The organism is Ottowia thiooxydans DSM 14619 (assembly GCF_000422885.1).
Lineage (GTDB): Bacteria > Pseudomonadota > Gammaproteobacteria > Burkholderiales > Burkholderiaceae_C > Ottowia > Ottowia thiooxydans.
In genome coordinates this window covers 70,428-87,843 of sequence record NZ_AUGX01000014.1, presented here as the reverse complement: position 1 = coordinate 87,843, position 17,416 = coordinate 70,428, and the positions used below count along the sequence as shown (strand labels likewise).

The window sequence follows — 17,416 nt, the reverse complement described above, 5'->3', positions numbered from 1 at the left end:
ACCGCGCCTATGAATGCGCCTATTTAAAGGTGTAGTTGAACTGGAACATCAAGCCTGCGGTACCCAGCACGTTGACTTGTGCGGCCATCTCAGGCGTGAACTGCCAGCCGACGGCCGGAATCGCGGTGACGCCCCAACCGCTTCGCGAGTTGAACGGGATTTTCTTGTGAAACGGCTCTTTGTAGCCATGGATCACACCTGCGGTCACCTTGAGGAATAGCTTTGGCGCGGACGACAAGGGCTCAAAGCGCCATCCGTAGTAGAGATACTGCGTGGGCTGGCCAAACGAATTGCTGAACCATGCAAAACCAGCGAAGTTGCGTTCGCTGAGCCGCTTTTCAGCCGTCAGTAGCCACACGTAGGAATGTGGGACATCGGGCTCGAAGTCGTTCTCTTTCTTGGCTCGGTTGAAGTGATAGGTGTAGGGAGCAACGCTAAAGGTCCAGCCAGACAATGCCGAAGCAGGTCCCTCGGCCTTGTTTCCCTGCGCTGCGGCCGGGGCGGCGACCGAAGCAATGATCGCCAGCGGCAAAGCCGCTTTCCAGAAACCATGGCGCACTTGTAGAACCTTTCTATTTTTTGATTTTTACTTTTGCCGACGCTGCGGGATGTAAGCGCGGAAAATTCAACCCGGAATCATAATATGCAAGATCGTGTTTACAAATTTTCCTGGATCTCAGGACAAATCGTCAACAGGATCTCCAGCTGTGAATGCGCTTACCGCAGCTTTGGAAGCGTATGCAATGCGGCTCCAGCAGCGCCCTGCCCTATAGCGGCACCAAAGCGCTTGGCGAGGCGCTCGGCAATATTTTCTGTGTTGGAGTAGTCCACCAATTTTTCGGCCTTCACCACATCTCGAGCCACTGAATCCAGGCTTCCAAGGCTGTCGGCCAAACCCATGTCTACCGCCTGCTCACCGGTCCAAAACAAGCCGCTGAATGTTTCAGGGGTTTCCTTCAAGCGATCGCCGCGCCCCTTCTTGACCGCGGAGATGAACTGCTTGTGAATCCGCTCCAGCATGACCAGGGCATATTTTTTCTGCTCTTCAGATTGCGGACTGAACGGGTCAAGAAAGCCTTTGTTTTCTCCGGCGGTCAGAAGCCGGCGTTCCACGCCGAGTTTTTCCATGGTGCCCACAAACCCGAAACCATCCATCAATACGCCAATGCTGCCCACGATGCTGGCTTTATCGACGTAAATGCGGTCAGCAGCCGCAGCAATATAGTAGGCTGCGGAGGCGCAGGTTTCTTCAACCACAGCGTAGATTGGCTTGTTATGCAGTTTGCGAAGGCGCGTGATTTCATCATTGATCATGCCGGCCTGCACGGGGCTTCCGCCGGGTGAGTTGATCAGGAGAACCAAGGCCTTGGAACCTTCATCCTCCAATGCACCACGCATGGCGGACAACACGTTTTCCGCACTGGCCTCTCCGCCGTCGGATATCTCTCCCTTGATATTGACCAGAGCAGTGTGAGGACCGGTGGGAGCGGTGTTGGGTAAGCGATTGGATGCCACCACCCAGATCAGAGCACCGAACAACAACATCCACACCAGCCCTTTGAACATGCGCCACCGGCGCGCAGCCCTTCGTTCTCGAACATCGGCTAGCAAGAGCTTTTCAATGGCCTCACGTTCCCAGGAACTGGCTTCAGATTTCACCGCGACTTCACTTTCCATGACTAATGACTTGACTTTCCCGCAGGCTCAACGTTGCCTAATCCAAGAGCACGACGCTCTTAAGTTGACAACGAAAATTCGCGATGACTTAAAACACAAGGGGTTTGAGCAGGTACGAAGTATGCCAACACACCACGTTGTCTCGCTCCGATAGTTCAATTTTCACCAATCCGCCCCGGCACGGCCCGCCCGCACATTCGCCAGAGTCCGGAGCGTAGGCGGCACCGTGGGAGGCGCAAAGCAGCCATTGACCGCTGTCATCGAAGAATTTGCCTTCCTGATAATCCATCTCCATCGCCACATGCGTGCATCGATTCAGGTAAGCATGGACCCCGCCCTCGAAACGAATGGCGAAAGCGCGAGAAGTCTGCCCTCCGTAAATGAGATCAAAAGACACAGCCAGACCGCCTTCTTGCAGATCCGCGCTATTGCACAGGGGTATTGCTTGGGAGTCTTCGTCAACCATGTGAGGGCACTATTGATTTGTGAGAGCGCGAAAGACAACTTTCGTGCGCTTTAAGCATGCTCAGACAACCACTGATGCAGTTCGGCCACGGTATGGGCAACAAAGCGCGGGCCAAGAGCTTCAAAATCGGTGGGCTCGTGGGCGCCGTAACTGACGCCCACACTGGCGCAACCCGCATTGCGTGCCATTTGAAGATCGTGAGTGGTGTCACCAATCATCAGGGTGCGCTCAGGCTCTACGCCAAATTCACGCATTAGCTCGTGCAGCATGCGGGGGTCTGGCTTACCGGCAGTTTCATCGGCCGTACGGGAGCCATCAAACACCCCCTCCAGTTGGCGGGAGTGCAAAACATCATCCAGCCCTCTACGGCTTTTACCGGTTGCGACCGTCAACCAATGGTGACGCGCCTTCAACTCTGCCAACATGGGAAGGACTCCTGGGAACAGGGTTATCACATTTTGCTGCGCAATGTAATGATGACGATAGCGAGCCCCCAGTTCAGGGTACTTCTCCGGGGGCACATCAGGCGCGGCATGCGCCAGCGCAGGTGCCAGCGCCATGCCAATCACGTAGGCGGCGGCTTCGTCGCTCGGCCTCGCAGCGCCTACGTCCACCGCAGCTTGCTGGATGCAGCGCACGATGATCGCGGTGGAATCGAATAACGTTCCATCCCAGTCAAAGGCAATGAGATCAAATTGGCGCGGGCGGCTGGACATGATTTATGAAGGTTTGAAGTTCTGGCGGCAAAGGGGCTAACAACTCTACGCGTTCCCCACTGACCGGATGTGAGAACTGTAAACGCCAAGCGTGCAGAAACATGCGCTTGAGGCTCTGCTTTTGCAAAGCTTTGTTGCGATCAAAGTCGCCGTATTTATCATCACCCGCGATAGGGTGTCCGGCCGACTGCAGGTGCACACGAATCTGATGGGTGCGCCCGGTCTTGATCGTGACTTCAAGCAGCGAGAACCCTGGCAGACGCTCGCGCACCTTCACCAGCGTGATGGCCCGCATGCCGTCCGGGTCGTCTTTGGACACCACCTTGACTCGGCGCTCGCCATCGCTCTTTCCACCTTCGATCAGGTATTTGTGCAACGGCACATCAATGACCTTCAGGTTGGCAGGCCAGTCGCCCAATACCAGCGCCAGGTAGGTTTTACCTGTCTCGCGCTCGCGAAACTGCTCCTGCAGATGCTTCAGCGCGCTGCGCCGCTTGGCAATCAGCAAGATACCGCTGGTTTCTCTATCCAGCCTGTGTACGAGCTCCAGAAACCGAGCTCCGCCCACTTCTCCATAGTGCCGGGAGCTGCGCAATTGCTCAATCACGCCAAAGCTCACCCCGGATCCACCATGCACTGCCACCCCGGAGGGTTTGTCAATGGCCATCAGGTGCTCATCTTCCAGGAGGACCGGAAACTCCCGTGCCGGCCCTGGTCTTTCAGCTTTTTCGGCTATTCGATCTGAAACGCGTACCGGCGGTACGCGCACAGTGTCGCCCGCCTCTACCCTGGTATCAGCGCCGGCCCGCCCCTTGTTCACACGCACTTCGCCCGAGCGAATGATGCGATACACATGGGTTTTAGGCACGCCTTTGAGATGGCGGATCAGGAAATTGTCCAGGCGCTGGCCAGCGCTCTCGGTATCTACGGTCAGCCAACCTACCTCGGGTTTTCCCTGGGACGCGTTTGCCATGTCTTTGACACTTATAATTCTGTTCACTGGCAACCAGCTGTAAGGGGTTGAATTTGATAGGACTTACGCGAACGGGAATGCACAGAGGCCGATTCCACTGGAACAGCGCCTCGTTGGAGCCTTATGCGCGCAGGTCATGTCTGAAAATGGAAGTGAATTCCCTATCCGGGAGTTTAAAGCCACAGAACACCTAGGGAGCTTCTGCACGAATCGATCGGATTTTTGCAAAGGCTCCCTGGCTCATGCCAGTACAGGTCGATGCCGCCCTTGCACAAGAAAGCGCCCTGCCCCGAGCCAAACGCCGCGGCAGCTACGCCAAGAAAAGCGCAAGACGGGCCGACGCGATGAAACATGAATACGGAATACCCAAGGCGTGCAGATTGCTTCTCAGTAAGCCTTCTGCACAGCCGGATCGAAGCGAGACTTACGTCGTGTCTATGATGCTGCCGCCCGCCGAATGGCGCGGGTTTTTGTTCACGCCCTGCAAGGCAAGCAAAGTGCTTGTCGGCGTGAAGCATGGGCGTCAAGCTGCATACCGAGTCGCAACAAGGCCTTGCGCCACCGCTTTCTTCCACGCGCCCCCGCTCGATAAACCGCCACTCGGTCGCTGACAAACAGCGCACCCGCGGCTGCCCGAGCGCCCCGGCAGTTCCTTTCGTTTCACTGCGAATGCCTAGGCATCGTTGTGCCCCCAACAGGGCACACGAACGTGATAGATAACGAAAAGGAACGCATCATGAAGCGGATGCTGATCAATGCCACGCAGGCCGAAGAGCGCCGGTTGGCCATAGTTGACGGGCAAAAACTGCTCGACTACGAAATCGAAGTTGAAGGGCGCGAGCAGCGCAAGGGCAACATCTACAAGGCGGTTGTGACACGAGTGGAGCCTTCGCTGGAAGCTTGCTTCGTGGATTACGGCGAGGAACGCCACGGCTTCCTGCCATTCAAGGAAATCTCCCGCCAGTACTTCGCAGAGGGCGTGTCAGTCAGCCAGGCGCGCATCAACGACGTCATCCGGGAAGGCCAGGAACTGCTGGTCCAGGTGGAAAAAGAAGAGCGTGGCAACAAAGGTGCCGCGCTGACCACTTTTGTGAGCCTGGCCGGCCGCTACGTGGTGTTGATGCCAAATAACCCTCGCGGCGGTGGCGTGAGCCGTCGCATCGAAGGCGATGACCGCGCTGAGCTGAAAGAGGCCATGGATCAGCTCGAATACCCCAAGGGTATGAGCATCATCGCCCGCACGGCAGGGATAGGCCGGACTGCACCTGAACTGCAGTGGGACCTGAATTACCTCCTCAAACTGTGGGAAGCCATCGACGGCGCTTCCACAGGTGGGAAAGGCGCTTACCTGATTTACCAGGAAAGCAACTTGGTGATTCGCGCCATTCGCGACTATTTCAACAACGACATTGGCGACATCCTGATCGACACCGACGACGTGTACGATCAAGCGCACCAATTCATGAGCCACGTGATGCCCGAGCACGCGGCCCGCGTGAAGCGCTATCGCGACAACGCGCCGCTATTCTCGCGTTTCCAGATTGAGCATCAGATCGAATCGGCCTATAGCCGTACGGTTCAGTTGCCCTCCGGCGGCGCGATCGTGATCGATCACGCTGAAGCGCTGGTCGCCATTGACGTCAACTCGGCCCGTGCCATCAAAGGCGGCGACATCGAGGAAACCGCTACCCGCACCAACCTGGAAGCCGCCGATGAAGTGGCGCGCCAGATGCGTTTGCGCGATCTGGGCGGCCTGATCGTGATCGATTTCATCGACATGGAAGAGGCGAAGAATCGCCGTGAGGTTGAAAATCGCTTGCGCGATGCGCTGCGGCAAGACCGCGCACGTGTTCAGTTCGGCAGCATCAGCAAGTTTGGTCTGCTTGAAATGAGCCGTCAGCGCCTGAAGCCAGCGCTCTCCGAAGGCGCCTCCATCCCCTGCCCTCGCTGCGGTGGCTCCGGCCATGTACGCGATACAGAGAGCAGCGCGTTGCAGATCCTGCGCATCATTCAAGAAGAATCGATGAAGGACAACACGGCAGCTGTCAACGTGCAGGTGCCCGTGGAAGTCGCCAGCTTCCTGCTGAACGAGAAACGCCCTGAGATCGCCAAGATCGAGCTGAAACAGCGCGTGAACGTCACGCTCGTGCCCAACAAGACCCTGGAGACGCCGCACTACAAGCTCGACCGCTTGAAGCACGACGATCCTCGTCTGGACGACGTCGATGCCAGCTACAAGATGGCAGAGGAGTTCGAGGACCCCACTACCGTCACCCGTCGCAGCCAGGAACCCACAAACCGGCAGACACCGGTCATCAAAGGCGTTCTGCCAGATGCGCCAGCCCCTCAGGCGGTGCCCAAGCCCGAGCCGGTCAAAGCGGCCGCTCCGCCTGCTGTAGCAGTCACACCCGTACCAACACCAGCGCCTGCTGGTCTGGTGGGTTGGCTGAAAAATCTGTTCGGCGTGGCTCCTCCACCGGCACCTGTCGTGGCACCTGCTCCGGCCGTTCCAGCACCTGAAGAGAAGCGTGAATCGCGCGGTGGCCGTGATGGCGAACGCCGTGGTAGCCGCGGTGGACGCGGACGCGGCGAGGGTCGCTCCAGTAACGGCGAAGGCCGCTCCAGCAACGGAGAAGGTCGTCGCAGCGAAAATGGCGAAGCTCGTCGCAACGAACCTCGCGGGGAAGTTCAGGGCGAAAGCCGAAACGCCGGTCGCGACGGAAGCCGCCGCGGCGGCGCTGAACGTGGCGAACGTGGCGAACGCGGAGAACGCGGTGAGCGTGGCGATCGCCAAGGCTCACGCGAGAGACGCGATGCCCTCGGCGCCCCCGATGCCGGTAACAACGCGCCTTCCGAAATAGCCAACACGCAAGACGCGGCACAGCCGTCGCGTCCTGAACGCGGTGAGCGTGGTGAGCGCAACGAAAATCGACGCGGCAGAGGCGAACGCGGTGAAGGCAATCGCCGCGAGCGCGGTGAGCGCAGTGAGCGCTCCGCTGAACCTCGTTCAGAGCAATCGACTGAGAACGCAGAAGTAAGGGTCTTGGGCACCGAAGCGCCTGAAACACCGGAAAACGCCAACGGCGCACAAGGCGAAGAACGCCGCGAACGCAGGTCGAGGGATCGTTATGGGCGTGACCGCAAGGACCGCCCAGAACGCAACTCCGAGCAGCGTGCTGAGCAACAAAACGGCGAAGCCGAATTCAGCGCACCTGAAATGGTGCCTGAAGCCGCAGTGGCTCATCCCGCAGGACGTTCATACTTCGACCGTGCCAATGGCGCGTCCGAAGCTGAAACGCCGGCACGGGCAGTCGTTGCCTCAGCGCCATCTACGGAGCAGATTGCAGCCCCTGCGGTTGCACCAGCACCTGTTGCAGCGCCGGTAGCGGCACCTGTAGCCACGGCTGCAGTTGCACCTGCGGCAGCACCTGTACCGGCACCTGCCGTACGGGAGCCAGCTCCCGCAGCGGCTTCTACTCCAAGCGCTTCGGTTTCCAGCCCGGTTGGCCTGCCAAAAGTGCAGCCTTTCACACTGTCACTGCCTGACTTAGTCCGAGTGGCCAATGATGCAGGCTTGCAATGGGTGAATTCGGATGCTGACAAGGTAGCCGCTGTGCAGGCAAGCATCAACGCCGAGCCGCGCCCCATCCACGTGCCACGCACGCGTCCTGAGTTGGTTGAAATCAACGACGGCCCGCTGGTTCTGGTGGAAACGCGCAAAGACCTGCGTGAGATGAAGCTGCCTTTCGAACAGCAAACGCACTGATAGCTCCTGTAAAATAGTAGCGTCCAAAGCCGGGCCCGACAGGGCCCGGCTTTTTTATTGCCCCAGGCCGTCCGAAAAAAGAAAAGCCCGTCATGGGGCAGCAGGCCTGGCGAAACGGGGGCGTGGAGGCCATTTAATTGGCATTCGCACTTGATCGATTCTTCACTCCCCTGGACCGAGCGGCATAGTTGCAGCAACAAACGAAACGGCTAAATAACAGTAGCGTCCCGCCCCTGCCATGGTTCTGATGTAAGCTGATGGAAGCGAATGCGTGTCGTCTGGCTTTGCGTTGGCCATGCCTCTCATGGGGTGGGTTCTATCAGCTCCATAGCCACAGACTAATGATAGGTTAGGCAAAATGAATCAAGAATTCAATAGCCTACGCCTATAATTCATCCATCGCCAAATCATTTCCTCACTCATCACTAACTCAAGGAGAAAACATGTCCCTTATCAATACCAAAGTTCAGCCTTTCAAGACACAGGCTTTCCATAACGGCCAATTTGAAGAAGTTACCGAGCAGACTCTGTCGAACGGTAAAAACTGGTCTGTCGTGATTTTCATGCCAGCCGCTTTCACGTTCAACTGCCCTACAGAGATCGAAGACGCTGCTGACAACTACGCTGACTTCCAAAAGGCCAACGCCGAGGTCTACATCGTCACCACCGACACGCATTTCTCGCACAAAGTGTGGCATGAGACCAGCGATGCCGTGGGCAAAGCCAAATTCTTCCTGGTGGGCGATCCAACTCACGCACTGACCAACGCTTTCGACGTGCATATTCCTGAAGAAGGTCTGGCACTGCGCGGCACTTTCGTGATCGATCCTAGCGGCACGATCAAAACCATGGAAGTGCATTCCAACGAAATCGCCCGTGACGTGAAAGAGACCGTGCGCAAGCTGAAGGCTGCTCAGTACACCGCTGCCCATCCAGGCGAAGTGTGCCCTGCCAAGTGGAAAGAAGGCGAAAAAACTCTGAAGCCTTCCATCGACCTGGTCGGCAAGATCTAAGCGGATTTCCCCGCCTTCGCGTCGGCCTCACAGCCAGCGCATGACAGCCGAACGCGACGGGGATCGCATGCCCCGCCGTTCGGCTTTTTATTTACTCAAAATTCTGCCTGGCAGCACCAGTTAAGGTATTGCCAGCAACCAAGCAAGGAGCCATCACCATGTTGGACGACGACATCAAGCAACAACTGACCGCCTATCTCGAGCGCGTGAAAGAACCGTTCGAGATGGTGGCCTCCCTGAATAGCAGCGAAAAAGCCACTGAAATGCGCGAGCTGCTGGAAGAAATCGTGGCCGCTCGCCCGGACATGATCAGCCTGCGCACCGATGGCAATGACGCACGCAAGCCTTCGTTCACTTTGCAGCGCAAAGGCACTGACACCAAGCTTCGCTTTGCGGCCATCCCTATGGGCCACGAATTCACTTCACTCATCCTGGCCCTGCTCTGGACAGGCGGCCATCCGCCGAAAGTTGAAGCCGATACGCTTGAGCAAATCAAGGCTCTGGATGCTGATCTCACGTTCGAGATCTACATGAGCCTGTCTTGCCACAACTGCCCAGATGTGGTGCAGGCACTCTCACTGATGGCCATCTACAACCCGCGCATCAATGTGACGATCATTGATGGGGGTCTCTACCAGAACGAGATCGAAGAACGCGAAATCATGGGCGTTCCCACGGTTTTCCTCAATGGCGAGTTCTTTGCGAACGGCCGGATGAGTGTGGAAGAAATCGTTCAGAAGGTCGACACGGGCGCCGCCAAACGCGACGCTGAAAAGCTGAGTGCCAAGGCTCCTTATGAAGTGCTGATCATCGGTGGCGGCCCAGCAGGCGCGGCTGCAGCGATCTACGCTTCGCGCAAGGGCATCCGTACAGGTGTGGTGAGCGAGCGCTTCGGCGGGCAGGTCAATGACACGATGGAGATTGCCAACTACCCAGGCATCCCGGAAACCAATGGCCCGGCATACGCGGCAGCCCTGGAACAGCACGTGCGCGGCTATGAGGTTGACATCATGAACACGCAGCGCGTGGCTGCGGTGACGCCGGCTGCAGTTCCTGGCGGTCTGATCACAGTCACGCTGGACAATGGTGGCACGCTTAAAAGCCGCACCGTCATTCTGGCAACTGGCGCGCGCTGGCGCAACGTCAATGTGCCAGGTGAACAAGAGTACAAAACCAAGGGTGTGGCCTACTGCCCCCACTGCGATGGCCCCTTGTTCAAAGGCAAAGACGTGGCCGTCATTGGCGGCGGAAACTCAGGCGTAGAGGCAGCCATTGACCTGGCCGGCTTGGTCAAACACGTGACGGTGATCGAATTCATGCCTGAAATGAAAGCCGATGCCGTCTTGATCAAGAAGCTCAAAAGCTTGCCGAACGTAACGGTACACACCAATGCCCAAACCACCGAAATCACCGGTGCGAGTGGCAAGGTCAATGGTCTGAAGTTCAAGAACCGTGGTGACGGAACGGATGCCAGTGTTGATCTGGAAGGTGTTTTTGTGCAGATCGGCTTGGTGCCCAACACCGAATGGCTAGGCACTACCGTGGAGCGCAGCAAGTTTGGTGAGATCGTGGTCGATGCGCGAGGCGCTACCAACGTGCCGGGCGTATTCGCTGCAGGCGATTGCACTACGGTGCCGTACAAGCAGATCGTAGTGGCTGCCGGTGCGGGCTCAACCGCAGCACTGAGCGCATTCGACTACCTCATCCGGACACCGGAACCCGAAGCCGCGTCGGAGGAAAACAAGGAAGCCGTGGCCGCCTGAAGTCAGCAGCCCTCCTGTTTCCGAGCCCGCTCTAGTAGCGGGCTTTTTTTTGGTTTTCTAGCCTTCGATATAATGGTTGCACTCGTCATTGGGGAGTAGCTGTCCTGCGCAATGCAGGAGCTCGCGTCAACATACTTGGCTGATTGGCCATGGCGCGCGCAGCTTGAGGCATCTGCCTCTTGCCTGGCAAGACCTTTGACCATACCGCTTCCGGATTTGGGCCGGAGAAGTGGTGTGGTCTTGTGTCTGTCCGGCCCCTATAAAAATTCCCACATCATGGAAGCATTCTTCGTATCACTCGGCGTCGTGGCGCTGGGAGAAATGGGCGATAAAACCCAATTGCTTGCGATCATTCTGGCCGCAACATTTCGTAAACCCTGGCAAATTGTGGCGGGCATCTTCGTCGCTACCGTGGTCAATCATGCCGTTGCGGGGGCTGTAGGCGGCTGGGTAGCGCAGGCGCTAGGACCAGACCTTATGCGCTGGATCATTGGGGTCTCTTTTCTGGCCATGGCCGTCTGGATGTTGATTCCGGACAAGATTGATGACGACTCAACGACAACGAAGCACGCTTACGGTGCCTTCGGTACCACCGTGGTTACCTTCTTCCTGGCTGAAATGGGAGATAAGACCCAGATCGCCACTGTGGCCCTGGCTGCACGCTACCCAGAACTGGTGCAGGTTGTCGTGGGAACCACGCTGGGCATGATGCTAGCCAACGTGCCGGCTGTTTTTCTGGGAGACAAAATTGCTCAGAAGGTGTCAATGAAGCTGGTTCACTCTGTGGCTGCCGCCATCTTTGCTGTTCTTGGCGTGCTCACGCTCCTGAACGTGGGCAATTTCTTCTAACAGCTGAGGCAGCAAATGCGCAGGATCATCGAGCGTCGGTTCAACGCGACGCCCGTTGATCACCCCTGGGCTGCACGCTTCCAAGCATCCGAAGCTGCCGCCACATCGCCTTTTTGTTCCGCCAATTCAGCAAGCGCGCGCCAGGCGCTACGGCGTAGATCTCCGTCACGCAACTGGCGTGCCGCCTGGGACAACAGCAAATGGGCTCGACCCCACAATTGCCGCTGCAGGCATGCCATGCCAGCGAGGTATTGCAAGGTGGGATCGCGGGGATTGGCCTGCTGCGCGGCTTCGATGCGGGCGAGCCAGTCTCGCTCACCCGGCTCATCCTGATCCAACCCGGCTTCGAGCACACGAATCAGGCGCGCGCCGTGAGCTTCAGCAAAACCTTCAGGTAAGGCCAACATCTGCTCCCATACGGGCTGCAGCCATTCACGCACGACCCCACTCTCACCACCCAGAGTCATCATGCGCTGAGCAGCACGCAGGGCAAGTTCTGGCATGGCGCGCTCATTAGGGTCCAGCGATGCCCAAATGGCTTTCAATTGAGCTGGATCGCGCGCTGTGTCTATCAACTCGCTTGCCAAGCTGCGCAGCAGGCTGCGCGCGGCATCAGGCGAGAAGGCTCGGTGTTTGGCCAGCAAGCGCGCTGTTTCCAGTGCAGCGGAGCTTTGCCGCGCCTGGCGAGCAGCCTTGAGCTTGATGCGCAAGGCCAGCGTGCGCCGGCTGGCGCCTTGTGGAAGCCCTTCGAGCCAATTGAGCGAGGCGGAAGGGTCATGGTCATCCAAGGCCCAACGCGCTGCACGCATGAGTATGCCTTCACGCAACTCCTGCGGCGCGGCGCCGCCCGCAGCGGCTTCCAGCGCCTGCTGCAGATGCGAATCCCGCAAAGCATGGTCTTGTAGTGAATGGGCGCTTGCGGCTACGGAGAGATGCGCGAGTGCTCGCACCGTGGCACCCTGAGGTAACCTCTCGCCAGATGAAGCCATGGACTGCTCCCGGGCCAATGCGTCTTCAGCCGCCTTACGCGCACGAAGGTAACGCCCCGCCGAGAGCTGAACCATGCTGTCCAGAAGCTGTGCATTCGCGGCGCGTTCGCGCTGCTGGGCTCGCCAACGGCGCGCCTGACGCGGCAGCTCCAGCACGGCAGCAAGCGCACGCAAAGCGGCGTAGATCAGCACAAACACCAGCACCAGACAAACCAGCACCAGATTGGCCGACAAATCCACGCGATGGGGAGGCCAGAAGATGGTGACTGTTCCCTGGTTGTCGCCCGCAAACAAGGCAAGAGCCACGGCGGCCGCAAACAAACCTACCAGCCAAAGTGCTGCGCGCATAGCGTTCTACTTGGCCCCAGAAATATGGTTAGTGGCCGTAGCCGAAACCGCAGCGCCCAGGGCCAGCAAAGTCTCGTCCACTCGGGGTAGATCCGCTGCTTTGGTCGCCGCCTGGATCTGCTGCAACAAGGTAGCCGCAGCCTGAGTGCGCCGCGATGCGGGATCAAAGTAAGCCCCCAGGGCGAACTGCGCAGCCGACAGGTTGGAACGGGCGGCTTCGTATTGGCGAGCCAAAATGGCCAGATGCGCCCCTTGCAGACGCAACTTCAGATTCTCTCTCAGGAAAAACACCTGTTCAGGACTCATCATGCTTGCGTCTGGCCGCTCAATCCGGCTCACGCTAAGCAGTTTTCTGGCTTCGTTCAACACCGCCTGACTCATGCGCGCCCACCATCCAGTGGCAGGCTCGCGGGCCGCATCAACGGGTTGTTTTTCTGTTCGGGAACGCCCGACGTCATTCGAGGCAGGCAACTCGTCAATTTGACGTAGCAATTGATCAAGACGTGACAGCAAACCTGCGGTGTCGGGAATGCTGGCCGACTTGACGCGTTCCAGATCGCGGGCCACTGCTCGGCCCACCGGGATCAGACGAGGGTCGCCAGAACGCGCGACTCGCCGCTCAGCGGTGCGTAGTGCAGCCAGCAGAGGCTCGATACGACCGGTCAGCTGTGTCTGGTCCTGGGCGACGTTCAGTGCAGCTTCCAGATCGACGGCCAGATTTTCATCGCGCGTACGAGCTACGCTCTGCACGGCTTCATCGAGTTGGGCCCGGTAGGCGGACAGATCGGCAATACGGGTGTCCAGGATAGCCACCTTGGCTGCTGTTTCGCGCACGGTTTCTTCAGCCTGTCGTGCCAGTGTGCGGGCCTCTACGGAACGGGCGCCGGATTCTCCACTCTGCCGTGCCAGTTGCTCCTGCATGGCAGACACTTTTTGCCACAGCATCAGACTGGCCGCGAGAGCGGCTGCGGCAAGCGCCCAGGCAACGATCAACCCGGGCCGCACTACGGTGCGGCGCGCACGCATGTAGCTTGGCGGAGGCGGTGAAGGGGGTGGCGTTGCAGGTGCTGCAGGTGCCGCTGGTGCCCCACTCTGGGGAATCTCCACAGCAGGAGCAGACACCGATGGAGTAGGTGTGGGCCCCGGCGGAGGTGTCGGCAAGGCAAGCGGTTGCTCGTCGTTCATTCCGTGGATTCTATCGAGGCGGCCACAGCATCCAGTGTTGGTCGTGTCTGGGTGACTCGCCCAAAGCCCGCTTGGCGTGCCGTTTGTGCAATACGCTCATGGGTAGCCAGCGCACGCGCATGGGACCAGTCCTGCGCGGGTAGCAGGGCACAAAGATTGGCAATGGCCTCTGAGCTGCTGAATAGCCACACGCTGCCATCTGCGGCCGCCGCTTCGGCTAGCGTGCGCTGCGCCGCGCCCAGCACCGGCAATGCACGGCGATAGGCAGCCACTTCTTCGACCGTCACTCCCGCTGCACGTAATTGGGTAGCCAGCCACGCGCGCCCAGCCACCTGGCCCTGTGCATCAGCACCACGCACGATCAACACACGCTTGCCCGCTGACGCCTGCGCTTGCACCTCGTCCCAAAGCGATTCGGAGTCAAACTGCGGAGCATCAGGGCTGGGTGCATCGATGGCGGAGGCTGGCCAGCCGGATTCCAGCAACGCGCGTGTAGTGCCGGGACCTGGAGACCATGCCCTGGGGCCCATGGCCAGTGACTCCATCTCAAGCGCCCCGCCCTGCCCTGACGCCTGCATGAACCCGCTCACAGCATTGACGCTGACAAACATCACGGCGGCGTAGCTATCAAGCTTGGATCTCGCCTGGTGGAGCGGCGCGGTCTCGAGCGGCGGCTCAATACCGATCAGAGCCAGCGCGTGCGCCTCCAGGCCTCTCGCTGCAAGCTCAAAAACCCAGCGTTCGGCTTCTTTCGCAGGGCGGGTAACGATCACGCGCGGCATGGTTTTCGAATTTCTTCCGTTCCACGCTTTGAAGTCACTGCGGTCAATGCGCGCCGCCAGCACGGAGCTCGCCTGCAACCCGCGCGCCCAAGGCCTCAGCGACGGCAAAGTCACCGGCGGGGGCAAAGCCTTCTGCGGTGACCAACGTGGGGTCACCTGCGGGATCGCCCCAGGCCGCACGCAAATGAATTTGACCGCCGGCAAGCGTTGCGTGGGCCGCCAAGGGCATGGAGCAACTCCCTCCCATGGCCCGACTGACCGCTCGCTCGGCTGCCACCGCCAACCAGGTAGTTTGATCTGCCAATGGCGCGAGGGCTTGCACGAGCTCAGGGCGCAATGACCGTGTCTCAATGCCCAGGGCACCTTGGCCGGCAGCCGGCAGCATTTCTTCAGGACTGAAGATATGACGAATACGATCACCCATGTTGAGCCTTTTCAGCCCCGCTGCCGCCAGCACAATGCCCGCGTATTGCCCCTCATCAAACTTGCGCAGCCGGGTATCGAGATTGCCGCGCAGCGGTTCGATGCGGACGTCTGTGCGGCCTGCTGCGGACAGCATGGCACGAAGCAGCACCGTGCGGCGCAGGCTTGAGGTGCCAATCACCGCATCCTGAGGAAGATCTGCTGGGGTAGCGCAACTGGCGGAGACCCATGCATCCCGCGGGTCTTCACGCTCCATCACGCAGGCGAGATCGAATCCTTCGGGCAAATCCATGGGTACATCCTTGAGGGAATGCACGGCGATGTCGGCGCGGCCTTCTTCGAGCGCAGCCTCCAGCTCCTTCACGAATAGACCCTTTCCACCTACTTTGCTCAGCGTACGGTCGAGAATTTGGTCTCCCCGAGTGGTCATGCCCAGCAGTTGAACCGCATGGCCGCGTGCCTCCAGCAGCGTTTTGACATGCTCGGCCTGCCACATGGCCAATCGGCTTTCACGGGTGGCAATGGTGATGGGTAAGGCTACGGACATACTCAAATCAGAATGAAATCGGGGAAAGGGAGATGCTATCGCATGCGAGGCACGCCTTTCGGTTACTCGCCCAGGGCTTCTCGTACTGCTGCCACCTGCCTTCGTGACACCACGAGCAGCTCTTCGGCATCTGCCAGGCGCACCGCCCAGCCTTCGGCCTCTTCACCCTCCTCGCCTTGATGGCGCATGAGCTCGCGAATAGCGCTGCGAGCCACCAAGGTGTTGCGGTGGATACGCAAGAAACGGCCCGGGTGTCTTTCTTCCAGCTGGCTCAGGCTGCCATCAAAAAGATGGCTCGCGTGCGGAGTTCGTACAGTGACATACTTCAGTTCAGCCTTGAGGTAACGCACCTCAGACAGCGGGATACGCACCGTACGCCCTCGCTCGGCAATGAGCAGCCACTCGGGCCCGGAGTCTGCCTGCGGCACCTGAGACAGGTTGCCCATGCGCTGCGCCTTATGAAGCGCCGCCTGCAATCGCTCCAGCCGAACGGGCTTGGTCAGGTAATCCACCGCGTCGAGTTCGAAGGCGTTAACGGCGTACCCGGCGTGGGCCGTGACAAAAATCACCATGGGTGGCTCGGGCAGTTGCCGCAGCGCTTCAGCCAGTTGGATGCCATCAGCACCCGGCATCTGGACATCAAGCAAGACCACATCGAATGTTTGGTGTTGCACCAGTGCAAGCGCCTGAGAGGCATTGGCGGCCTCCCCCGCCACCAGCGCGTCTGGTTGGCGGCAATCCCCCAGCAGTGTGCGCAGGCGCGAACGTGCCAACGCCTCGTCGTCCACGATCAGCACCTTGAGCGCCATCAAACGCCCCATCCAGGCATAGGCACCTCTATGCGAGCCAGATACACCTCGCCGTCCATGGCCGCATGAAAGCTGCTTTCGATATCGTGCAGCAGATTGAGGCGATCGCGGACATTGGCCAGAGCGATTCCGTGCCCACGGCGCCCCTCGCCGGCGGGCATGGTGTTGGAAATCTCGATGATGGCCATTTGGCCTTTCAATTCAGTAGAAATACGCAGCTCCGCCCCTGTGGCACTGGGCTCCACCCCATGCTTGACAGCATTTTCAACCAGGGGCTGCAATATGAGCGGCGGCAAACGCGCGCCATGAGCACGCTCGTCCAGCGCCCATTCAATGCGCAGGCGCTCACCAAAGCGCACTTGTTCTATCTCAAGATAGCGCCGCGCCAGCGTAAGCTCTTGATCCAGCGTGGAATTGCCCTCGTGCTCTATGAGGGCGTGGCGAAACAACTCGGCCAGATCCTCCAGCACCATCTCAGCTTTGGCTGGCTCCTGCCTGACCAGGGCAATGGCCGTATTGAGCGTATTGAAGAGGAAATGAGGCCTGATGCTGGACTGAAGCTGCGCCAATCGGGCCTTGGTGGTGGCCGGTAACTGGCCGCGCACCCGCCAGGCCAGTGCCGCCACCAGTCCAGCAGCGAGCGCAGCGCCTGTAAAGGCACTGGCCAGCCAGCGGGCTTGGTCGAAAAGCCCGGCCAAGCTCAGCATGCCGCAGGCATATAACCCCGCCAGTGCCCCCAGCGCCATGCCCGCCGCATACTGCCCGGCCAAGGGAAGCCGGGCGATCTGGCGCTTGGCAGCGCAGCCGATCACCAGCCAGAGCAGCGTAGCAGGCAGCGCCCCGCCTGTAACAATGGCCACCAGGGCCATCCATTCAGAGAAATCGGAGGCCGCATACATCAGCGCGACAGCGAGCACCGTCTCTACATAAAGTACTGCGCGCAGGATCACGCTGACCTGGCAGGCATCGAAAACCAGAGGCCGCGTGGCCGCATCCGCCCCGTGAGTCGGGCCCGGGCCTTGGAAGATCGATAGAATTTGCGGATCTTTCATGAAGCAATCTCTACAGTGTAGAGGCGCTTTGCCTGCTTTCACCCATCCGCGGCGCTCC

Annotated in this window: 15 protein-coding genes and 1 riboswitch; of the genes, 4 read left to right on the top strand and 11 right to left on the bottom strand. The window is 59.3% G+C overall.

The features are described from left to right. Window positions 1-19: 19 nt before the first annotated feature. The 5 genes from G518_RS0113735 to G518_RS0113715 all read right to left on the bottom strand — a co-directional run bounded on the left by G518_RS0113735 (window position 20) and on the right by G518_RS0113715 (window position 3,832). The gene (locus G518_RS0113735) at window positions 20-559 is read right to left on the bottom strand and encodes a hypothetical protein (protein WP_028603037.1); all 540 of its coding nucleotides are present in this window, start codon (window positions 557-559) and stop codon (window positions 20-22) included. 158 nt (window positions 560-717) lie between these two features. Next, window positions 718-1,677, bottom strand: coding sequence for a S49 family peptidase (locus G518_RS0113730; protein ID WP_028603036.1), 960 nt, complete (start codon window positions 1,675-1,677; stop codon window positions 718-720). A gap of 88 nt (window positions 1,678-1,765) precedes the next feature. Continuing rightward, window positions 1,766-2,143, bottom strand: coding sequence for a Rieske (2Fe-2S) protein (locus G518_RS0113725; RefSeq protein ID WP_028603035.1), 378 nt, complete (start codon window positions 2,141-2,143; stop codon window positions 1,766-1,768). A 50-nt stretch (window positions 2,144-2,193) separates the two neighbouring features. Then, window positions 2,194-2,859: an HAD family hydrolase gene (locus G518_RS0113720; protein ID WP_036594638.1), complete on the bottom strand. Its 666-nt coding sequence runs from the start codon at window positions 2,857-2,859 to the stop codon at window positions 2,194-2,196. After that, window positions 2,834-3,832 (bottom strand): RluA family pseudouridine synthase, encoded by a 999-nt coding sequence (locus G518_RS0113715; protein WP_051236632.1) that lies wholly within the window; start codon window positions 3,830-3,832, stop codon window positions 2,834-2,836. Before G518_RS0113715 ends, G518_RS0113720 begins: the two co-directional genes overlap by 26 nt. Window positions 3,833-4,568: 736 nt before the next feature. Here G518_RS0113715 and G518_RS0113705 point away from each other — a divergent pair. From G518_RS0113705 to G518_RS0113690, 4 genes are all read left to right on the top strand, one after another. Beyond that, window positions 4,569-7,598 (top strand): Rne/Rng family ribonuclease, encoded by a 3,030-nt coding sequence (locus tag G518_RS0113705; protein ID WP_028603031.1) that lies wholly within the window; start codon window positions 4,569-4,571, stop codon window positions 7,596-7,598. A 443-nt stretch (window positions 7,599-8,041) separates the two neighbouring features. After that, the gene (gene ahpC, locus G518_RS0113700) at window positions 8,042-8,611 is read left to right on the top strand and encodes an alkyl hydroperoxide reductase subunit C (RefSeq protein ID WP_028603030.1); all 570 of its coding nucleotides are present in this window, start codon (window positions 8,042-8,044) and stop codon (window positions 8,609-8,611) included. A gap of 158 nt (window positions 8,612-8,769) precedes the next feature. Beyond that, window positions 8,770-10,374, top strand: a complete 1,605-nt coding sequence (ahpF, locus tag G518_RS0113695) for an alkyl hydroperoxide reductase subunit F (RefSeq protein ID WP_028603029.1) — start codon at window positions 8,770-8,772, stop codon at window positions 10,372-10,374. A gap of 78 nt (window positions 10,375-10,452) precedes the next feature. Continuing rightward, window positions 10,453-10,633: riboswitch (yybP-ykoY riboswitch) on the top strand. Between the two features lie 17 nt (window positions 10,634-10,650). Continuing rightward, window positions 10,651-11,223, top strand: a complete 573-nt coding sequence (locus G518_RS0113690) for a TMEM165/GDT1 family protein (RefSeq protein ID WP_028603028.1) — start codon at window positions 10,651-10,653, stop codon at window positions 11,221-11,223. 59 nt (window positions 11,224-11,282) lie between these two features. Here G518_RS0113690 and G518_RS0113685 read toward each other — a convergent pair whose 3' ends face one another. From G518_RS0113685 to G518_RS0113660, 6 genes are all read right to left on the bottom strand, one after another. Beyond that, window positions 11,283-12,560, bottom strand: coding sequence for a heme biosynthesis protein HemY (locus G518_RS0113685; protein ID WP_028603027.1), 1,278 nt, complete (start codon window positions 12,558-12,560; stop codon window positions 11,283-11,285). Window positions 12,561-12,566: 6 nt separating this feature from the next. After that, on the bottom strand, window positions 12,567-13,745 hold the full coding sequence (locus G518_RS35130; RefSeq protein ID WP_084651805.1) for a uroporphyrinogen-III C-methyltransferase: 1,179 nt from the start codon (window positions 13,743-13,745) through the stop codon (window positions 12,567-12,569). After that, entirely contained in the window at window positions 13,742-14,527 is a 786-nt protein-coding gene (locus G518_RS0113675; RefSeq protein ID WP_028603026.1) for a uroporphyrinogen-III synthase, read from the bottom strand. The genes G518_RS35130 and G518_RS0113675 overlap by 4 nt, the downstream gene beginning before the upstream one ends. 43 nt (window positions 14,528-14,570) lie before the next feature. Then, complete coding sequence (hemC, locus tag G518_RS0113670) at window positions 14,571-15,497, bottom strand: hydroxymethylbilane synthase (RefSeq protein WP_211231712.1); 927 nt, start codon at window positions 15,495-15,497, stop codon at window positions 14,571-14,573. A 62-nt stretch (window positions 15,498-15,559) separates the two neighbouring features. Next, the gene (locus G518_RS0113665; RefSeq protein WP_028603024.1) at window positions 15,560-16,306 is read right to left on the bottom strand and encodes a LytR/AlgR family response regulator transcription factor; all 747 of its coding nucleotides are present in this window, start codon (window positions 16,304-16,306) and stop codon (window positions 15,560-15,562) included. Continuing rightward, window positions 16,306-17,358 carry a sensor histidine kinase gene (locus G518_RS0113660; protein WP_028603023.1) on the bottom strand — a complete coding sequence of 351 codons (1,053 nt, stop codon included), beginning with the start codon at window positions 17,356-17,358 and terminating at the stop codon, window positions 16,306-16,308. The genes G518_RS0113665 and G518_RS0113660 overlap by 1 nt, the downstream gene beginning before the upstream one ends. Between the last annotated feature and the right edge of the window lie 58 nt (window positions 17,359-17,416).